Source organism: Brevibacillus centrosporus, from assembly GCF_046622605.1.
Classification (GTDB): Bacteria; Bacillota; Bacilli; order Brevibacillales; family Brevibacillaceae; genus Brevibacillus; species Brevibacillus centrosporus.
In genome coordinates this window covers 83890-102671 of record NZ_CP176857.1, presented here as the reverse complement: position 1 = coordinate 102671, position 18782 = coordinate 83890, and the positions used below count along the sequence as shown (strand labels likewise).

Here is an 18782-nt window from a genome sequence, read left to right as displayed (position 1 = left end):
AGCTACCATATCTTCCCCCAATCTATCAATGTTCCTTAGATAGATACTCTTCAAATACCTCAGAAAAAGCTTCAACCGAATTGTAACCTTCTTTCATTGAATTTTCGATTCCTCCAATCTCCAGTAAAATACTGTTTGGGGAGACAGACTGATTGTATTCTCCGTCCCCGCCATCTTCGCCTTTATCAATGATTCCACGGGAAAGGCCTGGGTATTTACTTTCCATGATGGAATGGAGTTCTTCCGCAAACTTTTTGTTTTTGTCACTGTGCTTGCTCGAAGCACCAACTACGAAAAAAATTCTCGCATATCCTTTGCCATTAATCGTAACAGTTGTTTTTTCGCGTGGTTTATCATCTCGATGAAGATCGAAAAAGTACTTTAAATTTTTGTTTTCCTTCTTAGCGGCTTGTATCGCTTTCAGTGACTCTTCGTAAGAATCGACATACGACTTGCCTTGATCAAGTAAGTTTTGATAAAAATCATCGGTGTTTACGGCTGTTCCGATGCCTTTTTCAGAAAGTTTCTCCGCCAATTTCTTTCCGATTAACGTCATGTTTTTGGTTGGATGCTCTACTGATTTCGTTAACTTAGTAGGGGAGGTGACGCTAAGCCAAGATTCTCGATTGTGCGTTTGGTATACAAATACTATCCTTTTGTTCTTATCAATTGAGGATGCTGTAGCCATATTCATACTCGGCTTGTTTGTCACAGGAATGATCTGACTTTCCTCGGTCTTAAATTTCTTTGCTGGTGGTTCTTCGAGTTTTTCCTTTTGCAATTCATTAATCGGATTCTCGGATTTTTGCGGTGTAATTGCAACAATAGTGTCCAAATTGCCTGTAGGTGCTCCTGGTAATTCTTTATTGAGAAGTGTATTTAGCTCTTGGGCATTTACACCTGAACTTAGTTCGAAAAGTTGACTTGCAATTTTTTTATTTGTCTCATCAATTAAGAAGAGGCGTGCTCCATTGATAAACCGGTGTAACAAAGTTGCTTCATTTTGCTGGAACAAGGGGGAGAGATACGAGATGACACTCCCATTGCTTGCAAAAAAAAGAGTAAAGGCCATAAAGAAACCAAACAAAAATGACATGAGATACCAGTATCGTTTAAGACTAAGCATAATTCTCCTCCTTCCTGCTGCTCACTATTAATCTATGCACGGATTGTCAAAAATGACTAGGATATTTGGTATAAAAATAGAGAAAACGGTAGATTAAATTTTCTAAAGATTCGATAAATATATTTGACAAAGAAGTGGCTAATGGTATTAAAATAATACTGTACCCATGCATGGTATATAACCAAATAAGGGGGCATTTTCTAATGATAAAGAGGCTCATTAGGTATAGTCTTTTATTATCCTTATTGATTCTTACCGCTTGTTCCCAATCCACAAATTCACCGCAACCACAAACGAATTCACCAAAGGAATCATCTTCAAACACTAAAAATACAACTCAAGCGTTAACAATTAATGCAAAAACGGAACCATCCAGTTTAAATCCGGCTTTGATCGACAATCAGTCAGCAGGAGATATCGCCAATCAATTGTTTGAAGGTCTAGTACGAGTAGATAAGAATGGCGAAATAGTGCCAGGGGTCGCGGAGAAATGGGATATTTCTGAAGATAAAACGGTTTATACCTTTCATTTAAGACAAGACGCCAAATGGTCGAACGGGGAACCGGTAACCGCAGATGATTTCGTTTACTCATGGGAAAAAGCTTTGCGCCCGGATACGGGAGCTCCCCTTGCAGATAATTTAAGCTTCATAAAGAATGGGAGCAAATACTTGGCTGGAGAATTAAAAGATCCAAGCGCCTTGGGAATGAAAGCGTTAGATCCTCAAACGCTTCAAGTCACTCTAGAGCGACCAACTCCATTTTTCCTCCGTCTCACCTCTTTCTTTTCCGTTTTGCCTATCAACAAAAAAGTGGACGAAAGCAATTCAAGCTGGTCTGGAGAAGCAGCAAGCTTTGTCTCAAACGGTCCTTTCATGATGAAAGAGTGGAAACATGATCAAGAAATTGTCATGGTGCCAAATCCCCAGTACTGGGCTAAGGACGCGGTTAAATTGCAAAGCATTGTTTGGAAAATGGTCAATGATCAAAATACGGAGTATCAGATGTTCCAAACAGGTGAACTGGATATCGCCTTTCCTCCTACCAGCGCTACAGCCAAATTGTTAGCTGAGGGAAAAGCGAAAACAGTCCCTGTGGCCAGGACTGCATACGTTCGCTACAACCATAAGGATAGCCTTTTTGCCAATCAGAAGATAAGAAAAGCGTTTGCCTCCGCGATCGATCGAAAGCTGCTTGTAGAGAAAGTCGTTCAAGGTGGGCAGACTCCGGCGACAGCATTAATTCCTGAAGGTCTATCCAGTGGAAACGGGGACTTCCGGACAAAAGCGGGTACGGATCAGTATACAGGCTATTCCGTAGAAGAAGCTAAGAAATTACTGGAGGAAGGCTTGAAAGAACTAAATCAGACTACCCTACCGAAAGTTACCTTCCTAACAGACAATAACGATCTCCGCAGTAAAATATCTCAGGCTCTCCAAGAAATGTGGAAACGTGACCTGGGTGTCGAGGTGGAAATCAAGAGCATGGAGAGAAAAGTATTTGTACAAAGCGTGAAAGCAGGTGAATATCAGTTTGCCTTATACAGTACCGGGGCTGACTATGACGATTCGTACAATCTGTTTGGACAGTTTACTACGGGAGACGGTTATAACTACAGCAATTACAGCAATTCAGAGTATGATAACTATGTGAAAGCGGCCTTTATGGAAACCGACCCAGCCAAAAGGGCTGAGCATATGATCGAAGCAGAAAAAGTCCTAATGAATGATATGGCTATCAATCCGCTCTATTACGATAAAGTAGTCATATTAGAAAATGAGCGGGTGAAAAACGTATATCGGTTTGCCGTTTCAGCATTGGATTTGAGGGAAGCATTCGTGGAATAGAAGTAGGTGAGGAAGGGGACGAGGATATCGCCCCCTTCCCATCAGTAACTGCAGAGGCGGGATGCAGATGCTTGTATTTATCGTTAGACGATTAACGGGTATTATCCTGACATTATTGATGATCACGACGTTGACGTTTCTGCTCATGCATGCTATCCCAGGCGATCCATTTACGAGCGAGCAGCGTATCCCGGAGGCAGTCCTTAAGAATTTGTATGCTTACTACGGTTTGGACAAACCTCTCTATATTCAATATCTCCAGTACATGAAAGGCATCTTCACGCTTGATTTTGGCCCTTCATTAAAGTCGGAGACGCGGGAAGTAATTGATATCATTTGGGATGGTTTCCCGGTATCAGCAAGGTTGGGGATTCAGGCGATATTGATCGCAGTCATTTTCGGTATCACGTTGGGAATTGTTTCGGCACTGAAGCAAAACGGTCTCATCGATTATCTTTCGATGATCTTGGCAGTAATCGGAATTTCAGTCCCCAGTTTTATATTTGCAACACTACTTATTCACTATTTCGCTGTGACTTGGCGCATATTTCCCGTTGCGAGCTGGGGGAGTTGGGAGCATACGATTTTACCATCCATTGCACTAGCAATGACTCCCTTAGCGTATATCGCTCGACTTATGAGATCTAGCGTCCTTGAAGTATTGGATCAGGACTACTTAAAAACGGCAATCGCCAAAGGGGTCTTCGGCAAAAGATTAATTTTGAAGCACGTGTTGCGTAATGCTATCCTTCCCGTCATTACAGTCTTAGGGCCCATTTCAGCAGGTATCCTCACAGGCAGCTTTGTCATTGAGCAAATTTTTGGCATACCGGGATTGGGAAAATACTTTGTGTCCAGCATTGTAGACCGTGACTATCCGGTTATTCTGGGGACGGCTGTCTTTTTCAGTTCTATCCTCGTATTGCTCGTTTTCATTGTTGATATCGCTTATGGGTTCATTGATCCTCGCATTAGAGTGACAGGGAGGAAAACGTGATGCAGCCAACCATCTCGGACAAACAATTTCAATTTATCGAGCGAAAGGATCAAGCCTTTCGTCAAGAGCCGCTTCTCGGTAAAAATCGGTCATCTTTTCAAGAGGCAAGGGAAAGGCTGCTGAAAAATAGGCTGGCAATCGCCGGCATGATCATCATCGCTTCGCTAATCTTGATGGCAGCAATCGGACCTTATATGGTTCCGTATTCATATTCGGAACAAAGCCTTTTGGATACCGATATGCCGCCTGATCTGCAGCATTGGTTTGGAACTGATGATTTGGGAAGGGATATCTTCGCCCGGACTTGGGTTGGCGCAAGAATCTCGCTGTTCATTGGGATCTCTGCTGCCATAATCGACCTAATGATAGGTGTTATCTACGGAGCAATTGCAGGATATGCCGGCGGCAAAACGGAAGAAGTGATGATGCGATTTGCAGATATGCTATACAGCCTTCCTCATCTTCTGGTAACCATTCTGCTCATGGTTGTTATGAAGCCGGGGTTGCTGACGATCATTCTTGCGATGACTGCAACTGGTTGGATTGGTATGGCCCGTCTGGTTCGAGGTCAAGTCTTGCAACTGAAAGAGATGGAATATATCATCGCAGCGAAAGCTCTCGGTGCCAGCTTCCCACGTATTTTGTTCAAGCATTTGATTCCAAATACGATAGGGCCCATCACAGTAGCGATGACCCTCACCATTCCGGGAGCAATATTCTCTGAGGCAACGCTTAGCTTTTTGGGCTTGGGTGTTCCTGTGCCGTTAGCCAGTTGGGGGACAATGACGTCGGATGGATTGGTAGGCATTTTGACAGGTCAGCCCTGGCGAATTCTCTTTCCAGCTATGTTGATTTCCTTGACAATGTTCGCATTCAACGTATTGGGTGATGGTTTGCGTGACGCATTGGACCCACGTCATCGAAAGTAGGGGATCGTAATGAACAATTTGCTTGAAGTCAATCAGTTGCAAGTAGCTTTTCATACCAAGTACGGAAAAGTACATGCCATCAGAGGTGTATCCTTTCATGTTGGGAGAAAGGAGGTAATAGCTATCGTAGGTGAATCAGGCTGTGGCAAAAGCGCGACAGCTCAAAGTATTCTTGGCCTCTTGCCGAAACGTAATACCGAGACTTCAGGTTCCATACTTATGGAAGGCCAGGATTTATTATCGTCTACTGAGAAACAACTCAAAGAAATTAGAGGATCTAAAATTGGAATGATCTTTCAAGACCCGATGACGTCGTTGAATCCCACCATGACAGTAGGAGATCAAGTGGCTGAGGCTTTTGTCGTCCATCTAGGAATATCAGCAAAAGAAGCCTTTCAAAAGTCGATTGAATTATTACAACTCGTGGGGATTCCAAGTCCGGAAGCGAGAGCAAGACAATATCCCCATCAATTCAGCGGGGGGATGAGACAACGAGTCCTCATAGCAATGGCGTTGGCATTGCAGCCAGATCTGTTAATCGCCGACGAGCCTACGACAGCGTTGGACGTAACGGTACAATCTCAAATTCTTGCCTTGCTGAAGGAATTGCAGATCAGACGGGATATGTCCATATTGCTGATCACACACGACCTAGGTGTTGTGGCAAATATTGCGCAGCGTGTCATCGTGATGTACGCAGGCGAAATTGTAGAAAGTGGATCCGTTGAAGAGATTTTTGCTAGACCCCAGCACCCGTACACGTGGGGGTTATTGGAATCGCTCCCAAGAATGGATGATAAAAAAGGAGGGAAGCTCAGATCAATCACTGGGACTCCTGCGGACTTGCTCAATCCCCCAACCGGGTGCGCATTTGCACCCCGATGTCCGTATACCATGGAGATATGTGAAAATATGAAGCCATATGAATACAGTCTCTCCACTGATCATAAGGCTTCATGTTGGTTACAGGACGAACGAGCACCAAAGGTTACCTGGAACTACGAGAGAGATGCATCGGAACAAAAAACCACTATTTCACCACGTCCTTTTTTCAAAAAACCTTGAATACGCAAGGGGGGTATGCTAACATTCATATTGTATCTAACTTTTTTCTTGTAGCTAAGTAAAGCGTTAAATAATTAGAATATTCGAATTTATTATATCGCATTAGTAAGGGGAGGAGAATGACATATGCAAGCCATTACAATGAGCGTAACGGGCATGTCGTGCCAACATTGTGTAAACGCAATCGAAGGTGCTTTAGGAAAGCTCGACGGCATTCAATCCGCTAAGGTAGAACTCGCTGCCAATCATGTATTTGTCACATATGATGATTCCAAAATCAGTGTTGATACAATCAAAGAGACAATTGAAGAACAAGGATATGATGTAGTATCGGGGTAGTCATTTCATAAGCGAGTAGGCTATCTTACGGACAACAAATAGCCTACTCGGTAAAAAGGAGATACTAGTATTAGTTCGTTATTCATTTGAGGAGGAAAAGAATATGTCAGCAATGGAAGCGAATGTCGGTCAGTCCTGCCATACATCTGAACGTATGAGTCATCATTCTGAGAAGACGAAGCAAAATCTACAGTCCAGATTGAATCGAATTGAAGGTCAAGTGCGTGGTATAAAAGGCATGATTGAAAAGGATGCATACTGCGATGAAGTTCTTAATCAAATTGCTTCTATTCAATCCGCTCTAAATTCAGTTGGTAAAATCCTTCTGGAAGGTCATATGAAATCATGCGTGATTGAACGGATCCAAGAAGGAGATCACGCAGTCATTGACGAGATCTTAACTACGATGAATAAACTCATGAAATAAAGGCTTCGAAATGAAGCTTTTTTTTCATGTTCACGATGAATTGGCTATACCGAAACGTTATTGTTTGAATCATGTACGTGATCATGTGATCGCATCTTCCGGATAAAGCGAAGATATAAGAATACAGCGCGGGCAAAAAGGTCAACTGCGATTGACAACCAAACTCCTGCTATTCCCAACTTGAAGTGGATGGACAAGACATAAACCCCGACAACTCTGACTAGCCACATGCCGATCGCCGTACTGTACATGGGACTTTTGGTGTCACCAGCCCCCTGCAAGGCACCTGCCACAACCAGTCCTATCGCCAGAAACGGCTGAGCGAAAGCGTCAATCCTGAGTGCAGTCGTTACCATTAGAATGACTTCGGCTTGATCAGTAAACCAAGATGCCGCAATGGGGGAGAGGAAGAAAAGCAGAATCCCTACAAACGACATGAATATGACAGCCATACCTGTTGTCAGAATTCCATAACGGTAAGCGTCTTCGCGTCGATTTGCCCCTAAATTTTGCCCTACCAAAGTGGTTGCAGCAACCGCTAACCCATAACCAGGCATATAAGAAAATACCTCAATGTTGCCTGCAATCGTATGGGCAGCATATACATCCGTTCCGATTCGGACAATCAACCCAAAATAAAGCACCTGACCGAACCTCATGATCAACCTTTCGATTGCAGCAGGAAATGAAATTTGTAAAAGAGGTAAAAAGAATTCTCTTGAACCATCATTTCGCCAGGAAAAAGAGAGATTTGATTTCTGGATTTTATGATAAAGGGCAATTGTTCCGACTGCTCTGGCGATGACTGTAGCCCAAGCAGCCCCGGTAATCCCGTATCCGGTAATTCCAAGGAAACCGAAGATCAGCACATAGTCTAGAACGATATGGATCAGGTTGATCCAAATGCCTACTTTCATCGGAGTTTTCGTATCGCCTGCTGCACGCAAAATACTTCCAAATATCATCATTAAAGAAATGAAAATTGAGGGAACTGCTACAATCCGAAAATAGGTAACGCCATCAGCTAAAATACTTCCTTCTGCTCCCATCAATCTCAACAAAGGCGCAGCAAACAAAAAGGTAAGGAGGCCAAATAAAATACCCAAGAGAGCAGAGAGTAAAGTCGATTGTCTCGCGATGGACTTTGCTTTTACCAAATTACCTGCTCCCACATTCTTGGCAATAAGAGCTGAAGTACCAACACCCATCGCTAAAAAAACAGCAAGATAAACGGCTAATATAGCATTTGTTACCCCAACAGCAGTCACTTCGCCAAGGCCGAGCTTAGAAACAAATAAGGTATCTACGAAACCAACGACCGTTTGAAGCATGTTTTCGATCATAGCCGGTACCGCTAACGCCAAAATAACTTTCATTTTCTCTTTATTACTGGTATCACCTACTGATACTAAGTCTGACAAGTCTTTCACTCCCTCATCGGATGTAATTATCTAAAGCCTTATGTAAATCCTCCAGCACTTTCTCTTGATTTCCATGAAGCACCGCGTCAACTACGCAACTCTCAAGGTGGTCTTTGAGGAGCAATTTCGCTGCTTTATCCAATGCTTTTTGTACTGCGGCGATTTGCAGCAAAACCTCTGAACAGTCACGGCCAGCTGCTGTCATTTCCTTGACGGACCTCAAATGCCCTTCGATTCTGGCCAATCGATTTACAATTTGTTTTCGATGTTTGTGTTCATGGTCGTGATGTTCCATAATATCCGAACCCTTCTTGATATATTTGACACCAATCCTAACCCCCCAGGGGGGATGTGTCAAGTCGAATTAACGCGCGAGGACCAGTCTATAATACCGCGTATGGGTATAGCCAGGCATTCATAAACCTTGTTCATTGTTCTATAAAATCACGCAAATCTTTAGCACCTCTCATACAGACGGGTACATGTAGCTAGGGAGAGAAAATAAGTAATTCATATTGATAAATATAGGTCAGTGGGGTATAGTATAAATAAGTTCAGAAAATTGCATATATACTGATTTCTGGACATCTACGTATTAAGAGGGAGGAAGTCAATTGGGCAAAAAAATGTTACTACTGGGTGTGTACGGCATGGAGGTTGTCGAATGCGGAGGAGCTTTAGCAATTAACGTGCAAAACGGGGGAGAATCATACGCTTCCATCATGCTGTCCAGTGAAAAGTCTCGCTCCCAGATTACCCACGCGGCAGAAGTTTTGGGTGTCCATATGCATTTTCCGGGTTTCCAATACGGGTATGTGGATGTGAGTCCAGAGTCAAAGAAAAAACTTGTTCGGATCATTCGGGAAGTGAAGCCGGATATCATCATCACGCAGGATCCCGAGCATTCTTTCCATGACCTGGATCCAGATCGCAGACAAGCCATGGTGTTGATCCTCGAGAGCATCGCGTTAGCAAGCAGAGATTTTGCATTGGATGAAATGCCAGAGCTTGATCCCCACCCCATACCTACGATCTACTACATGACACCGCACCATCCGAACTGCGTCGTTGACATTTCCTCCGTTTGGGAACTAAAGAATCGAGCCATGGATGTACTACATAGTCAAATGGAATTCAGCGGACGTCATTTTGAAGAGTCCATCGAGCAGAAGGCGCTTGAAACTCTCGTCCCGGGGTTCTCGACAATGCCCAATGATTACGAGAAGGGAAGGGCGATGCACAGGGTCCTCGATCAAGCCATTCACGTGTATCACGGGCTAGCGACTCATGGGCATTTCGTCCTGGCGGAAGCATACAAACGAGAAGGTAATTTTCATCTGAAAGAGCTTATTGACTAAAGGAAGGAGGGAGCCCCATGAAGCCGAAACGGAGATCCATCGCAATCTTGCTGATTGCCCTTCTCTGTACCTTCGCGGTCCCCGCCTACAGTGCGGAACCTGTTAAAGAGCTAAAGCTGGGGATTAGCAAGGACGAGAACTGGCTGAATCCATACACGTATGTTACTGGCTCACCAGGGCTTGATCTTGTGAATTTGATTTACGATACGCTGTTCATCCTCGATGAGAGCAACAAACCCGTTCCCTGGTTGGTAAAAGATTTTTCTGTTAGCGATGATGGAAAACAGTACAAGTTGGTCTTGCATGACAATGTCAAATGGCAAGACGGGAAACCTTTGACCTCGGATGATGTGAAATTTACTTACGAGTATCTGGTTGCTCACAATAAATCCCGCTTTACGAAACCTGTAAAAGCAATCAAGAGTATTCAGACCCCCGATGCTGCAACGGTTATCATGGAACTTAACCAACCAGAACCTGACTTTTTCATTCAACCTCTCGCAGATCTGCCAATTCTTCCTAAACATATATGGAGCACGATTTCAAATCCCGATCAAGCCACTGAACATCTTGGAAGTGGTCCTTACCTTCTTGAAGAGTATAAACAAGGACAGTATTACAAATTCAAGTCAAATCCGAACTATTTTAAAGGCATACCGCCCATAGAGAACATGGTTTTACCCATTATTGAAGATCCGACTGCATTGTTCACCGCATTAAAGGCAGGACAGTTGGACGCGGTGAGTCGTTCGGTCTCGCCGGAATTGGCCAAGGAATTTGAGAACAACCCAAATATCAAATTGATGAGAGGGCCAGGCTTTTCCACTACCATGCTTCAGTTCAATTCGGAAAAGTTCCCGCTCACAGATATCAAGGTGCGAGAAGCAATCAGTCTTGCGATTGACCCGCAGTATCTGGTGGATACAGTCCTGCTGGGCTATGGAGCTACTGGAAGCCCTGGTTTTATCCATCCAGATTCCCCGTATTACAATAAGGCCGTAACTCACAAGACAGATCTTGAAAAGGCAAAATCCACTCTTGAACAAGCAGGTTATAAGGATATCGACAACGACGGGATGAGAGAAGCACCCGACGGAAAAAAAGTAGAACTAGTAAACCTGGTATATTCGAATAGCCCAACAAGGATACGAACCGCTGAGATCATTTCTGATTGGTTAAAGAGTATAGGGCTCAATGTCAAAGTGCGGCCGATGGACTCCACTACTGTAGATTCTCTTGTATGGCCAGAATTTGACGTAACAAAAGGGCGAAATTACGATATGGCGATTTGGTCCTGGTCTTCAACCATGCAGTTGTTCCCAGCACGAATAACCGAACTATTCCACTCCAATCTGGAAATCGGGAATACAAACATCGGGGCGTTCAAGAGCAAGGAATTCGACAAACTTGCTGACCAATTGAAGATCACGTTAGAGCCTGAAGAACGCAGCCAGCTTATTAACAAAATGCAAGAGCAAATCGCGGCAGAAAATCCAATCGTGCCCCTTTATTATGAAGAGGTTACCAATGCTTTTAATCCAAGTAAATATGGAGGATGGTTGTTCCAGGACGGAAAAGGAATTATCAACAAGTTGTCATTCATAACGGGTGATGAAACAAAGGAGGCAGTGGCAGCGAATCAACCCGCGCCAGCTGCGACCAGTACTAGCAATCAATCAGAACCGGCAAAATCCACAAGTTCAGGACAAGAAACGCCCAATGTCAATACCGGGAAGGGATCGAATGCCTTAGTAACACTACTCGTAATTTTGGTTGTGATTGCCGGAGGGGGTTACTGGCTAAGACGTACCAAAACTCAGAACAAAGGTAAGAATTTATAAAGGATTCCCCCACAATGAAACCATACGTTCATTGTGGGGGAATTGTATAACTTTGACTCAACATAAAGAGGTGAACCCATGTCACGATTTTTGACCGGCAAGGTAACCCAATATGTATTCGTAATCTTCATTATGCTTACATTGAACTTTCTTCTACCTCGATTAATGCCAGGCAGTCCTCTTGCCTATCTTGCAGGAGAAGATGTAGGTCTCATGTCGGCATCCGAGAAAGAAGCCATATTAGAATCACACGGACTGAACAAATCTCTTTGGGAGCAGTACGTTCTCTATCTGAGAAATATCGCGACAGGTGACTTTGGCTATTCTTATCAACAAAAAATGCCAATCCTCGAGATCATACAGGACCGTTTGCCTTGGACTTTGTTATTGACAGGAGTGAATTTGATCATTTCAACTGTTTTGGGTGTGCTCTTCGGTACGATTTCAGCATGGAAGCGAGGGAGCAATAAGGATATAAGTTTATTGACCGGTTTTATGTTTTTAAGTGCAATGCCTTCTTTTTGGTTGGGCATGATCCTTGTTTCCATTTTCGCTTCGCAATTAAGTCTTTTTCCTATCTACGGTGCAGAGACGGCTTGGAGCAATTTAAAGGGGTTGGACAGAGTCCTGGATATCGCTCACCATCTTGTGTTGCCTTTGACTACTCTCGTGTTAATTTCAGTGACGAACGTTTACATGACCATGCGGTATTCCATGCTGAATGTTCTTGGCGAGGATTACATCATGATGGCACGAGCAAAAGGTGTTAAGGAAAAAATGATCAAGTACCGGCATGCGATGCGAAATGCATTACTTCCGGTAGCTACGGTCTTTATGTTGAGTTTGGGATTTATGTTTGGTGGAGCTACGGTGATCGAAACCGTATTTGCTTACCCAGGTATAGGCAGGCTCATGTTTGAGGCAGTGATAAGTAGGGATTATCCAGTCATTCAAGCCTCTTTCCTTATTATTACGCTGAGCGTAGTAATTGCTAACTTCCTGGCAGACGTGCTTTACCCCGTACTCGATCCAAAGGTGGGAAGAAACAATGGTTAAGGGAAGATGGCAACATTATTGGCATGTATTTCAGTCAAGTCGGCTTGGGTCAATAGGAGCTGGCATCATTCTCTTGTATCTGGTCGTTGCCATCGCGGCCCCGCTTATTGCCCCATTTGATGCGGAGGAACGTGTGGCGCAACCGTTTCTTAAACCGGGAGGGGACTACCTGTTAGGGACGAACGACGTCGGACAAGACATCTTCAGTGAAATGGTTTTCGGTACAAGAGTATCGCTATTGATCGGCATTGTGGCTGCTCTTCTTTCCATTTTAGTTGGATGTCTTGTAGGAATTGTCGCAGGTTATTTTGGTGGCAAGATCGATTCCATCCTGATGAGAATAGTCGACCTAGTCTTGGTTGTTCCATTTTTGCCTCTCATGATCCTGCTCGCTGCTTTTATCGGTCCGAGCTTTTGGAATCTGATCCTCGTGATCAGTATATTAAGTTGGGCATCTCCGGCTCGAGTCGTGCGTTCGCAGGTACTAACCATTAAGACGAAAGGCTTTGTGGAGGCGGCACGCTCAATCGGGAGCAGCGTTCCAACGATATTAATCCGGCACATTTTGCCCGGTGTAGTTCCCATCGCATTATCCCAATTCGTTATGGCAGCGAGCCATGCCATTTTAATCGAGGCTTCTCTTAGTTTTCTGGGATTAGGCGACCCTTTAAACAAGAGTTGGGGAACTATTTTGTACTATGCCCAAGCTAGAAATGCCTTTCTGACAGATGCATGGGTTTGGTGGGTCTTGCCGCCTGGTGTCATGATCACAGCCCTCGTCATTGGGTTCGCATTTACAGGGTATTCGCTGGAGGAAATCTTTAATCCACGCTTGAGAAAGGGGTGACATGGAGTGGATAAAGTATTGGTCGTTGAAAACCTGCACACACACTTTTTTACGGAAAATGGAATCGTGGAAGCTGTCGAAGATGTGAGCTTTCATCTAGAGAAAGGCGAAATGCTTGGGTTGATCGGCGAATCTGGATGCGGGAAGACGACCGTAATTCAATCGATCCTGCGATTGCTGGAATACCCCGGTAAAGTGGTGGGGGGAAAGGCAATCATGAATGGCGTCGATTTATTGCACGCTCCCATGGATCAGATTGAGAAGCTCCGCTGGAAAACGATATCGGTTATTCCCCAGAGCGCAATGAACGCGTTAAACCCCGTAATGACCGTCGGGGATCAGATAGTGGAAGCGATTTTGTTGCATGAAGAAGCTACGAAGGAAGAGGCGATCAAGCGGACCGAATACCTTTTGGAGATTGTCGGGATCCCCAAAGAGCGAAGAAAATCTTATCCCCATGAATTTAGCGGGGGCATGAAACAACGCGTGGCAATTGCAATGGCACTCGCCTGTCAGCCTCAGGTTGTCATCTCAGACGAGTCTACAACCGGACTAGATGTATTGACACAGGCTCAAGTTATCGCAGTGATTAAAGATTTACAGGAAAAAATGGACCTTTCAATTATCCTCATTTCTCATGATTTGCCCATGGTAACGGCCATTTGCGAACGAGTGGCCATCATGTATGCGGGAAAGTTAGTGGAGTGGGCAACCACCGACCAACTGGTGAATAATCCCCAGCATCCGTATTCGCAAGGATTGCTTGCTGCTACACCAGATATTAATAATCTGGACAAAGTGTGTAAGTCGATTCCAGGTACAGTACCTATGCTGATAAACCCACCCAAGGGATGCAGGTTTCAAACGAGATGCCCTTCTGTGATGGACAAATGCAAAGAACAAGTACCCGCAATGAGGAAAGTGCAAGAAGGTCACTACGTATCCTGTTTTTTAGGGGGATCGCTATGACAAATTCCAAAAAGACACAAATTCATGACGAACTAATTACGGTAAAGAGTCTTGTTAAGCGATTTGAAAAGAAGCAGGGTACGATTTTTCGAAAAACAAAATCAACTGTTCATGCTGTTAATCATGTAGACTTCTCTATAAAAAAAGGCGAGATTCTGGGGATTATTGGAGAAAGCGGTTGCGGAAAAACTACGACTGCACGGATGATTATGAGACTGACAAAAGAAACCTCAGGGCAAATTCTTTTTGAGGGACAAGATTTATGTCAGATGGGCGAGAGGGAATTGCGCAGGGTTCGTCCTCAAATGCAAATGATATTTCAAGATCCCTATGACTCATTAAACCCGGGTATGACCATCCTTGAAATTCTGATGGAACCGCTGCATGCTCATAGAGTGGAACTATCTTTTGACGATAAACGAAAACTGGTTATCGAGGCATTAGAACACATAGACATGAAACCAGCCGAAACATTCTTGTATCGGTATCCCCATCAATTGAGTGGTGGTCAGCGCCAACGAATTGCGATTGCTCGTTCCTTGATTTTAAAACCCAAATTTGTTGCCGCTGACGAGCCCACATCCATGCTGGATGTTTCTGTAAGGATGGGGATCCTGCAACTATTAAAATCTCTTAAAGAGGACATGGGTTTGACCATGCTGTTTATCACACATGATCTTTCTACAGCTGCCATCATGTGTGACCGTATTGCTGTCATGTACCGAGGTGATGTTGTTGAAATTGGGCCGACTAACAAGATCATATACAACCCAACACACCCATATACGAAGGCATTGGTCGCGGTTGTCTCCGATCTCAATTACTTTTTGGACCATCGAAGCGAATTGATTTTGGACGGTGAAGTACAAAACGAAGGAGAGCAAGGGGGATGCCCATTTCTCGCTCGTTGTCCACAACAGATGGATAACTGCCGAATCGGCATCCCTAAGCTGGAGCAGATGTCTGCAGATCATTACGTTTCCTGTTTCCATCATCACCCTGAGAGTTTGATGAGTGCCAACAAACAAGCAAACTAGAATTATACAAAAAGAGGCCCTTTGACATTGTCAGAGGGCTTTATTCTTGTCCTGTTTTGCATTCTAGCGACATATTCTGTAAGGAGGAAATATACTCGGGGGTGGTATCTTGAGCTTAACGTATCAAGTCCTGGCATTTGTCGGATTATCTTTCGGTTGGTTTTCGTTTTATTCTTGGAATAGAAAAAGACGAATGGACCACATGCAGATGATGATCATTGGTATGTCAATGGGTATGATGATTGGTTTGATAGCGGGTCTTCTGTTTGGTGTTGTATATAAAGGAGATTTGTTCCTCTCAACAATTTGGGGAATGCTCGTTGGTGGTATCTCCGGAATGATTATTGGAATTCCTTTATCCCTTCTGAGTACAATAGAGGGAACTCTCTCTGGAATTATGGCCGGAATGATGGGAGCCATGCTGGGAGAAATGATTCCAATGGAAAAAATGGAGCCGCTTTTGTTCTTATTTATCATGCTCTATACAGGATGCATTCTAATGCTGTCAAACTTGATTGAGAGAAGCGAGGGAGACACACCAAAGAGAAAGTGGCTATTTACATTGCATCATCCAATTACCCCTCCAGTTCTACTGATTGGAGTGTTCATATGGTTTCAATCGTTGCCATTCTCCATTATGTCTGCAGAAAATGATCAAATGCATAGTCAAAATCATATGAGTCAACCTGTCGTACAAGAAGTGAATATCATCGCATCTGATTTTTCCTATAAGCCTAATCGGATCGTAATGAAAAAAGGTGTCCCAATGAAAGTGAAGTTTCAGAACGTTGGGAGTGTTGAACATGATTTTGAGGTTGTCTCTTCTAGGAATTTTGTCATCAGTTCTGAATCCAATAACCATCATCAACATGGAAACACGGGCAAAGAAAATCCGCATTTGCATGCAAAACCGGGAGAATTGGCTACAAGTGTATGGCAAGCAACGGAAGAAGGTAACTATGAATTTTATTGTACAATTCCCGGACATAAGGAAAGCGGAATGGTGGGGAGGTTGGTCGTATTGTGACTCCCTACTTATTTCCCTTTGCTGCTGTCATGATTGTCGGGAAAGTAGCGTTTGTTGCTGAGGTGAATAATTATTAAGATCAAATGATGAACAGTAACAGCATGATGAATATGATGGGAGATAAAAATATAACAGGATGATGGGTTCCAGGAATTCTGTGAGGGTAGAGATGATGAAGGGCTCCAACCAATTTATGGATTTTTACAGTACGAGAGACGATCAATTAGTTACGTCCAAAGAAAAGGAAAACCGTGTAATATAAAGTTAATCAATTGGCAGTAACATAATGGGATACTGTTGACCTTCCAATAAGAAAACTCATGTTTCAAACAGTCAACCGACAAGTAAACTCAGCCCACTTGATCTGTTGAAAATTCGGTTTCCTCAGGGGGATATTATCTTTGAAGAGTACGAGAAAAATAATCACATGCGGACGATGAGGACCAGCATCCGGCGGGGGGCGGTGCTAGCTATTTATAAAACCTAAGTCGGAGATGAAGAGCAATGGGAAAATGGTTCCCAAAGTTATATGATTCATTGATGAGCCCTTTAGAGCGCCGGGGCATTCAGGGTGTTCGTAAAAATCTAATTCAAAAAGCGCAAGGAAAAGTGCTGGAGATTGGTTCAGGAACAGGATTGAATTTTCCCTTTTATCTCCAGGCAGAACAAGTAGTCGCAATTGAACCTGAACCTTTGATGAGAAAGCAGTCGCTTTTGCGAGCAAATAAATCCCGGGTGCCTATTGAAGTTATATTAACAGGAGCAGAGGAGCTGCCTTTTTTAGACAATTCTTTTGACACGGTGGTCGGAACCTTAGTGCTATGCACAATTCCTGATCCCCAAAAAGCTTTAGAAGAAATCCGAAGAGTTTGCAAACCAAATGGCCAGATGCTTTTATTTGAGCATGTAAAAGTAAATCATCCGGTTCTAGGGCGAATTCAAGATTGGATGACCCCAGTATGGCGACGATTTTGTGATGGATGCCATTTGAATCGAAACACGCTTGAAATAGTCAAGCATACAGGCTTTCATGTGAGGCATATTGAACGGCATTATAAGAATATTTTTGTTGTGATTGAAGCGGTAAATCGTAAGTAAATGAAGCGAATTTGTCAATCGGAGTAGCACATAAAGTTCATTGGCAATGCCGCCTATTTAATAAGGTCTGTAAGAAACTAGAAGGGGAAAGGTGCATGCCTTTCCCTTTCATTCTTTTTATGAAGCCATCATGCGGCAGTGTTCCGCACACTCTCTGCAGACTTTCGCACACTCCTGACAATGGGGATCTTTGTACATTTCGCAATGAGTCGCACATTCTGTGCAGATCGTGGCACAAACGGAACACAACTGCTTTGCGTATTGACTGTTACGTGTCATGAACTGAGAGGAGAGGGCACAAATATCAATGCAGTCACGTAGGGTTTGAATGCACATGGTACGATTCTGCACATCGGGCTCTTGTAGGCAAGCTGTTAGACATTGCTCGCACGCTTGCATGCATTTCATGCAAGCTTCAATACATTGTTGATACGAAGTGGAAATAGTTACAGGCATACATACTCCTCCTTAAAATTGAATCAGGAGTAGTATGGTGTAAGCAATTAGAATTATACCCGTTTATCTTCATAATTCCAACACACAGCTATCGTATGATATTTGTAACTTGAAGTACGTTCAGTTTATCGCAGAGGTTGGAGGAGAAGGAATGGATTGGTATTCGTACTTGTATCAATTTGGCTCATGGATTACTAAGCCATTTTCTGATTTATATTATGGTATGGGAGAACAGGTACCTTTGATTGGGGCGCTCCTTCTCGGGATGATCGGTGCGTTTGCACCTTGTCAACTTTCCGGAAATGTTGCTGCTTTTACCGTGTTTGGAAAAAAAGTTATCAGTGATGGGACATTTGGCAGTAATCTGTTCATGTTCATTTTAGGGAAAGTGCTAGTGTATTCTACCTTGGGCGGTATCGTGTTTATTCTTGGGGAACAACTCTCTACACAGACAATCCCCTTGTTTCAATGGGCAAGAAAACTGTTAGCTCCATTGTTTTTACTGATTGGGCTGTTTATGCTCGGATGGATCCGATTGCCGTTTTTTCAGACACAATCTTTTACACGGAAAATGGAGCAATTTACAAATCGCTTTGAAGGCAGGACCCAGTCGTTTTTGCTTGGATTTACATTTTCCCTGGGTTTTTGTCCAACAATGTTTTGGCTCTTTTTTGGACTTGCCATGCCACTAATGCTTTCCAGTTCATTCGGTCCTTTCATACCTGCTGTTTTTGCGCTGGGGACTGCCCTTCCACTTGCGGTTGTTCTGCTCATACTGGCGGCAGTGAGTGACAGACCATTTATTTTGAAAAAGGCAAGAGAGTTTGGTTCGGTTATTCAAAAAGCTGCTGGTGGAATCTTTATTATTTTGGGGATTTCTGATCTTTTTACGTTTTGGTAAGTTCTCTCCTACTCTAAGTTATCCAAGACAAACAATGAAGG

General features: G+C 43.6%; 19 protein-coding genes. 15 read left to right on the top strand and 4 right to left on the bottom strand.

Going from position 1 to position 18782, the window contains the following annotated elements; translation table 11 throughout:
• Nucleotides 1-25 precede the first annotated feature (25 nt).
• Entirely contained in the window at nucleotides 26-1126 is a 1101-nt protein-coding gene (gene spoIIP / locus ACLIN2_RS30690) for a stage II sporulation protein P (protein ID WP_411504862.1), read from the bottom strand.
• Nucleotides 1127-1329: 203 nt separating this feature from the next.
• Between spoIIP and ACLIN2_RS30685 the strand changes: the two genes are divergently transcribed.
• The 6 genes from ACLIN2_RS30685 (at nucleotide 1330) to ACLIN2_RS30660 (ending at nucleotide 6730) form a co-directional block, all read left to right on the top strand.
• The gene (locus ACLIN2_RS30685) at nucleotides 1330-2973 is read left to right on the top strand and encodes a peptide ABC transporter substrate-binding protein (protein WP_411504861.1); all 1644 of its coding nucleotides are present in this window, start codon (nucleotides 1330-1332) and stop codon (nucleotides 2971-2973) included.
• 67 nt (nucleotides 2974-3040) lie between these two features.
• On the top strand, nucleotides 3041-3970 hold the full coding sequence (locus tag ACLIN2_RS30680; protein ID WP_411504860.1) for an ABC transporter permease: 930 nt from the start codon (nucleotides 3041-3043) through the stop codon (nucleotides 3968-3970).
• Complete coding sequence (locus ACLIN2_RS30675) at nucleotides 3970-4899, top strand: ABC transporter permease (RefSeq protein WP_411504859.1); 930 nt, start codon at nucleotides 3970-3972, stop codon at nucleotides 4897-4899. Before ACLIN2_RS30680 ends, ACLIN2_RS30675 begins: the two co-directional genes overlap by 1 nt.
• 9 nt (nucleotides 4900-4908) lie before the next feature.
• Complete coding sequence (locus ACLIN2_RS30670) at nucleotides 4909-5964, top strand: ABC transporter ATP-binding protein (protein ID WP_411504858.1); 1056 nt, start codon at nucleotides 4909-4911, stop codon at nucleotides 5962-5964.
• 126 nt (nucleotides 5965-6090) lie between these two features.
• Entirely contained in the window at nucleotides 6091-6303 is a 213-nt protein-coding gene (copZ, locus tag ACLIN2_RS30665) for a copper chaperone CopZ (RefSeq protein ID WP_411504857.1), read from the top strand.
• 103 nt (nucleotides 6304-6406) lie between these two features.
• Nucleotides 6407-6730, top strand: coding sequence for a metal-sensitive transcriptional regulator (locus ACLIN2_RS30660; RefSeq protein WP_411504856.1), 324 nt, complete (start codon nucleotides 6407-6409; stop codon nucleotides 6728-6730).
• Nucleotides 6731-6774: 44 nt separating this feature from the next.
• Here the strand turns inward: ACLIN2_RS30660 and ACLIN2_RS30655 are convergent, their stop codons facing one another.
• Both ACLIN2_RS30655 and ACLIN2_RS30650 read right to left on the bottom strand, forming a co-directional pair.
• Entirely contained in the window at nucleotides 6775-8151 is a 1377-nt protein-coding gene (locus ACLIN2_RS30655; protein ID WP_411504855.1) for an MATE family efflux transporter, read from the bottom strand.
• A 13-nt stretch (nucleotides 8152-8164) separates the two neighbouring features.
• Complete coding sequence (locus tag ACLIN2_RS30650) at nucleotides 8165-8446, bottom strand: metal-sensing transcriptional repressor (RefSeq protein ID WP_411504854.1); 282 nt, start codon at nucleotides 8444-8446, stop codon at nucleotides 8165-8167.
• A gap of 319 nt (nucleotides 8447-8765) precedes the next feature.
• Here ACLIN2_RS30650 and ACLIN2_RS30645 point away from each other — a divergent pair, with 319 nt between their 5' ends.
• From ACLIN2_RS30645 to ACLIN2_RS30610, 8 genes are all read left to right on the top strand, one after another.
• Complete coding sequence (locus ACLIN2_RS30645; RefSeq protein WP_411504853.1) at nucleotides 8766-9509, top strand: PIG-L deacetylase family protein; 744 nt, start codon at nucleotides 8766-8768, stop codon at nucleotides 9507-9509.
• Between the two features lie 17 nt (nucleotides 9510-9526).
• Nucleotides 9527-11350, top strand: a complete 1824-nt coding sequence (locus ACLIN2_RS30640; protein ID WP_411504852.1) for an ABC transporter substrate-binding protein — start codon at nucleotides 9527-9529, stop codon at nucleotides 11348-11350.
• A gap of 78 nt (nucleotides 11351-11428) precedes the next feature.
• Nucleotides 11429-12406: an ABC transporter permease gene (locus ACLIN2_RS30635; RefSeq protein ID WP_411504851.1), complete on the top strand. Its 978-nt coding sequence runs from the start codon at nucleotides 11429-11431 to the stop codon at nucleotides 12404-12406.
• Entirely contained in the window at nucleotides 12399-13253 is an 855-nt protein-coding gene (locus tag ACLIN2_RS30630) for an ABC transporter permease (RefSeq protein WP_411504850.1), read from the top strand. The genes ACLIN2_RS30635 and ACLIN2_RS30630 overlap by 8 nt, the downstream gene beginning before the upstream one ends.
• Nucleotides 13254-13259: 6 nt before the next feature.
• Entirely contained in the window at nucleotides 13260-14222 is a 963-nt protein-coding gene (locus ACLIN2_RS30625) for an ABC transporter ATP-binding protein (RefSeq protein WP_411504849.1), read from the top strand.
• Nucleotides 14219-15259 carry an ABC transporter ATP-binding protein gene (locus ACLIN2_RS30620; RefSeq protein ID WP_411504848.1) on the top strand — a complete coding sequence of 347 codons (1041 nt, stop codon included), beginning with the start codon at nucleotides 14219-14221 and terminating at the stop codon, nucleotides 15257-15259. The genes ACLIN2_RS30625 and ACLIN2_RS30620 overlap by 4 nt, the downstream gene beginning before the upstream one ends.
• A gap of 109 nt (nucleotides 15260-15368) precedes the next feature.
• Complete coding sequence (locus tag ACLIN2_RS30615; protein ID WP_411504847.1) at nucleotides 15369-16286, top strand: cupredoxin domain-containing protein; 918 nt, start codon at nucleotides 15369-15371, stop codon at nucleotides 16284-16286.
• A 504-nt stretch (nucleotides 16287-16790) separates the two neighbouring features.
• A complete protein-coding gene (locus ACLIN2_RS30610; protein WP_411504846.1) occupies nucleotides 16791-17384 on the top strand; it encodes a class I SAM-dependent methyltransferase in 594 nt (197 codons plus the stop codon).
• Between the two features lie 117 nt (nucleotides 17385-17501).
• On the opposite strand, the gene ACLIN2_RS30605 is transcribed toward ACLIN2_RS30610, so the two are convergent.
• A complete protein-coding gene (locus ACLIN2_RS30605; RefSeq protein ID WP_411504845.1) occupies nucleotides 17502-17840 on the bottom strand; it encodes a four-helix bundle copper-binding protein in 339 nt (112 codons plus the stop codon).
• Nucleotides 17841-17991: 151 nt separating this feature from the next.
• Here ACLIN2_RS30605 and ACLIN2_RS30600 point away from each other — a divergent pair, with 151 nt between their 5' ends.
• Entirely contained in the window at nucleotides 17992-18741 is a 750-nt protein-coding gene (locus ACLIN2_RS30600) for a cytochrome c biogenesis CcdA family protein (protein WP_411504844.1), read from the top strand.
• Nucleotides 18742-18782 lie beyond the last annotated feature (41 nt).

What these genes read in the sequence shown, in the direction of transcription:
- ACLIN2_RS30650 (WP_411504854.1), bottom strand. Translation starts at nt 8,446, where the DNA reads ATGGAACATCACGACCATGAACACAAACATCGAAAACAAATTGTAAAT.
- ACLIN2_RS30630 (WP_411504850.1), top strand. Translation starts at nt 12,399, where the DNA reads ATGGTTAAGGGAAGATGGCAACATTATTGGCATGTATTTCAGTCAAGT.
- ACLIN2_RS30600 (WP_411504844.1), top strand. Translation starts at nt 17,992, where the DNA reads ATGGATTGGTATTCGTACTTGTATCAATTTGGCTCATGGATTACTAAG.
- ACLIN2_RS30670 (WP_411504858.1), top strand. Translation starts at nt 4,909, where the DNA reads ATGAACAATTTGCTTGAAGTCAATCAGTTGCAAGTAGCTTTTCATACC.
- ACLIN2_RS30605 (WP_411504845.1), bottom strand. Translation starts at nt 17,840, where the DNA reads ATGCCTGTAACTATTTCCACTTCGTATCAACAATGTATTGAAGCTTGC.
- ACLIN2_RS30640 (WP_411504852.1), top strand. Translation starts at nt 9,527, where the DNA reads ATGAAGCCGAAACGGAGATCCATCGCAATCTTGCTGATTGCCCTTCTC.
- ACLIN2_RS30685 (WP_411504861.1), top strand. Translation starts at nt 1,330, where the DNA reads ATGATAAAGAGGCTCATTAGGTATAGTCTTTTATTATCCTTATTGATT.
- spoIIP (WP_411504862.1), bottom strand. Translation starts at nt 1,126, where the DNA reads ATGCTTAGTCTTAAACGATACTGGTATCTCATGTCATTTTTGTTTGGT.
- ACLIN2_RS30680 (WP_411504860.1), top strand. Translation starts at nt 3,041, where the DNA reads ATGCTTGTATTTATCGTTAGACGATTAACGGGTATTATCCTGACATTA.
- ACLIN2_RS30635 (WP_411504851.1), top strand. Translation starts at nt 11,429, where the DNA reads ATGTCACGATTTTTGACCGGCAAGGTAACCCAATATGTATTCGTAATC.
- ACLIN2_RS30610 (WP_411504846.1), top strand. Translation starts at nt 16,791, where the DNA reads ATGGGAAAATGGTTCCCAAAGTTATATGATTCATTGATGAGCCCTTTA.
- ACLIN2_RS30675 (WP_411504859.1), top strand. Translation starts at nt 3,970, where the DNA reads ATGCAGCCAACCATCTCGGACAAACAATTTCAATTTATCGAGCGAAAG.
- ACLIN2_RS30620 (WP_411504848.1), top strand. Translation starts at nt 14,219, where the DNA reads ATGACAAATTCCAAAAAGACACAAATTCATGACGAACTAATTACGGTA.
- copZ (WP_411504857.1), top strand. Translation starts at nt 6,091, where the DNA reads ATGCAAGCCATTACAATGAGCGTAACGGGCATGTCGTGCCAACATTGT.
- ACLIN2_RS30660 (WP_411504856.1), top strand. Translation starts at nt 6,407, where the DNA reads ATGTCAGCAATGGAAGCGAATGTCGGTCAGTCCTGCCATACATCTGAA.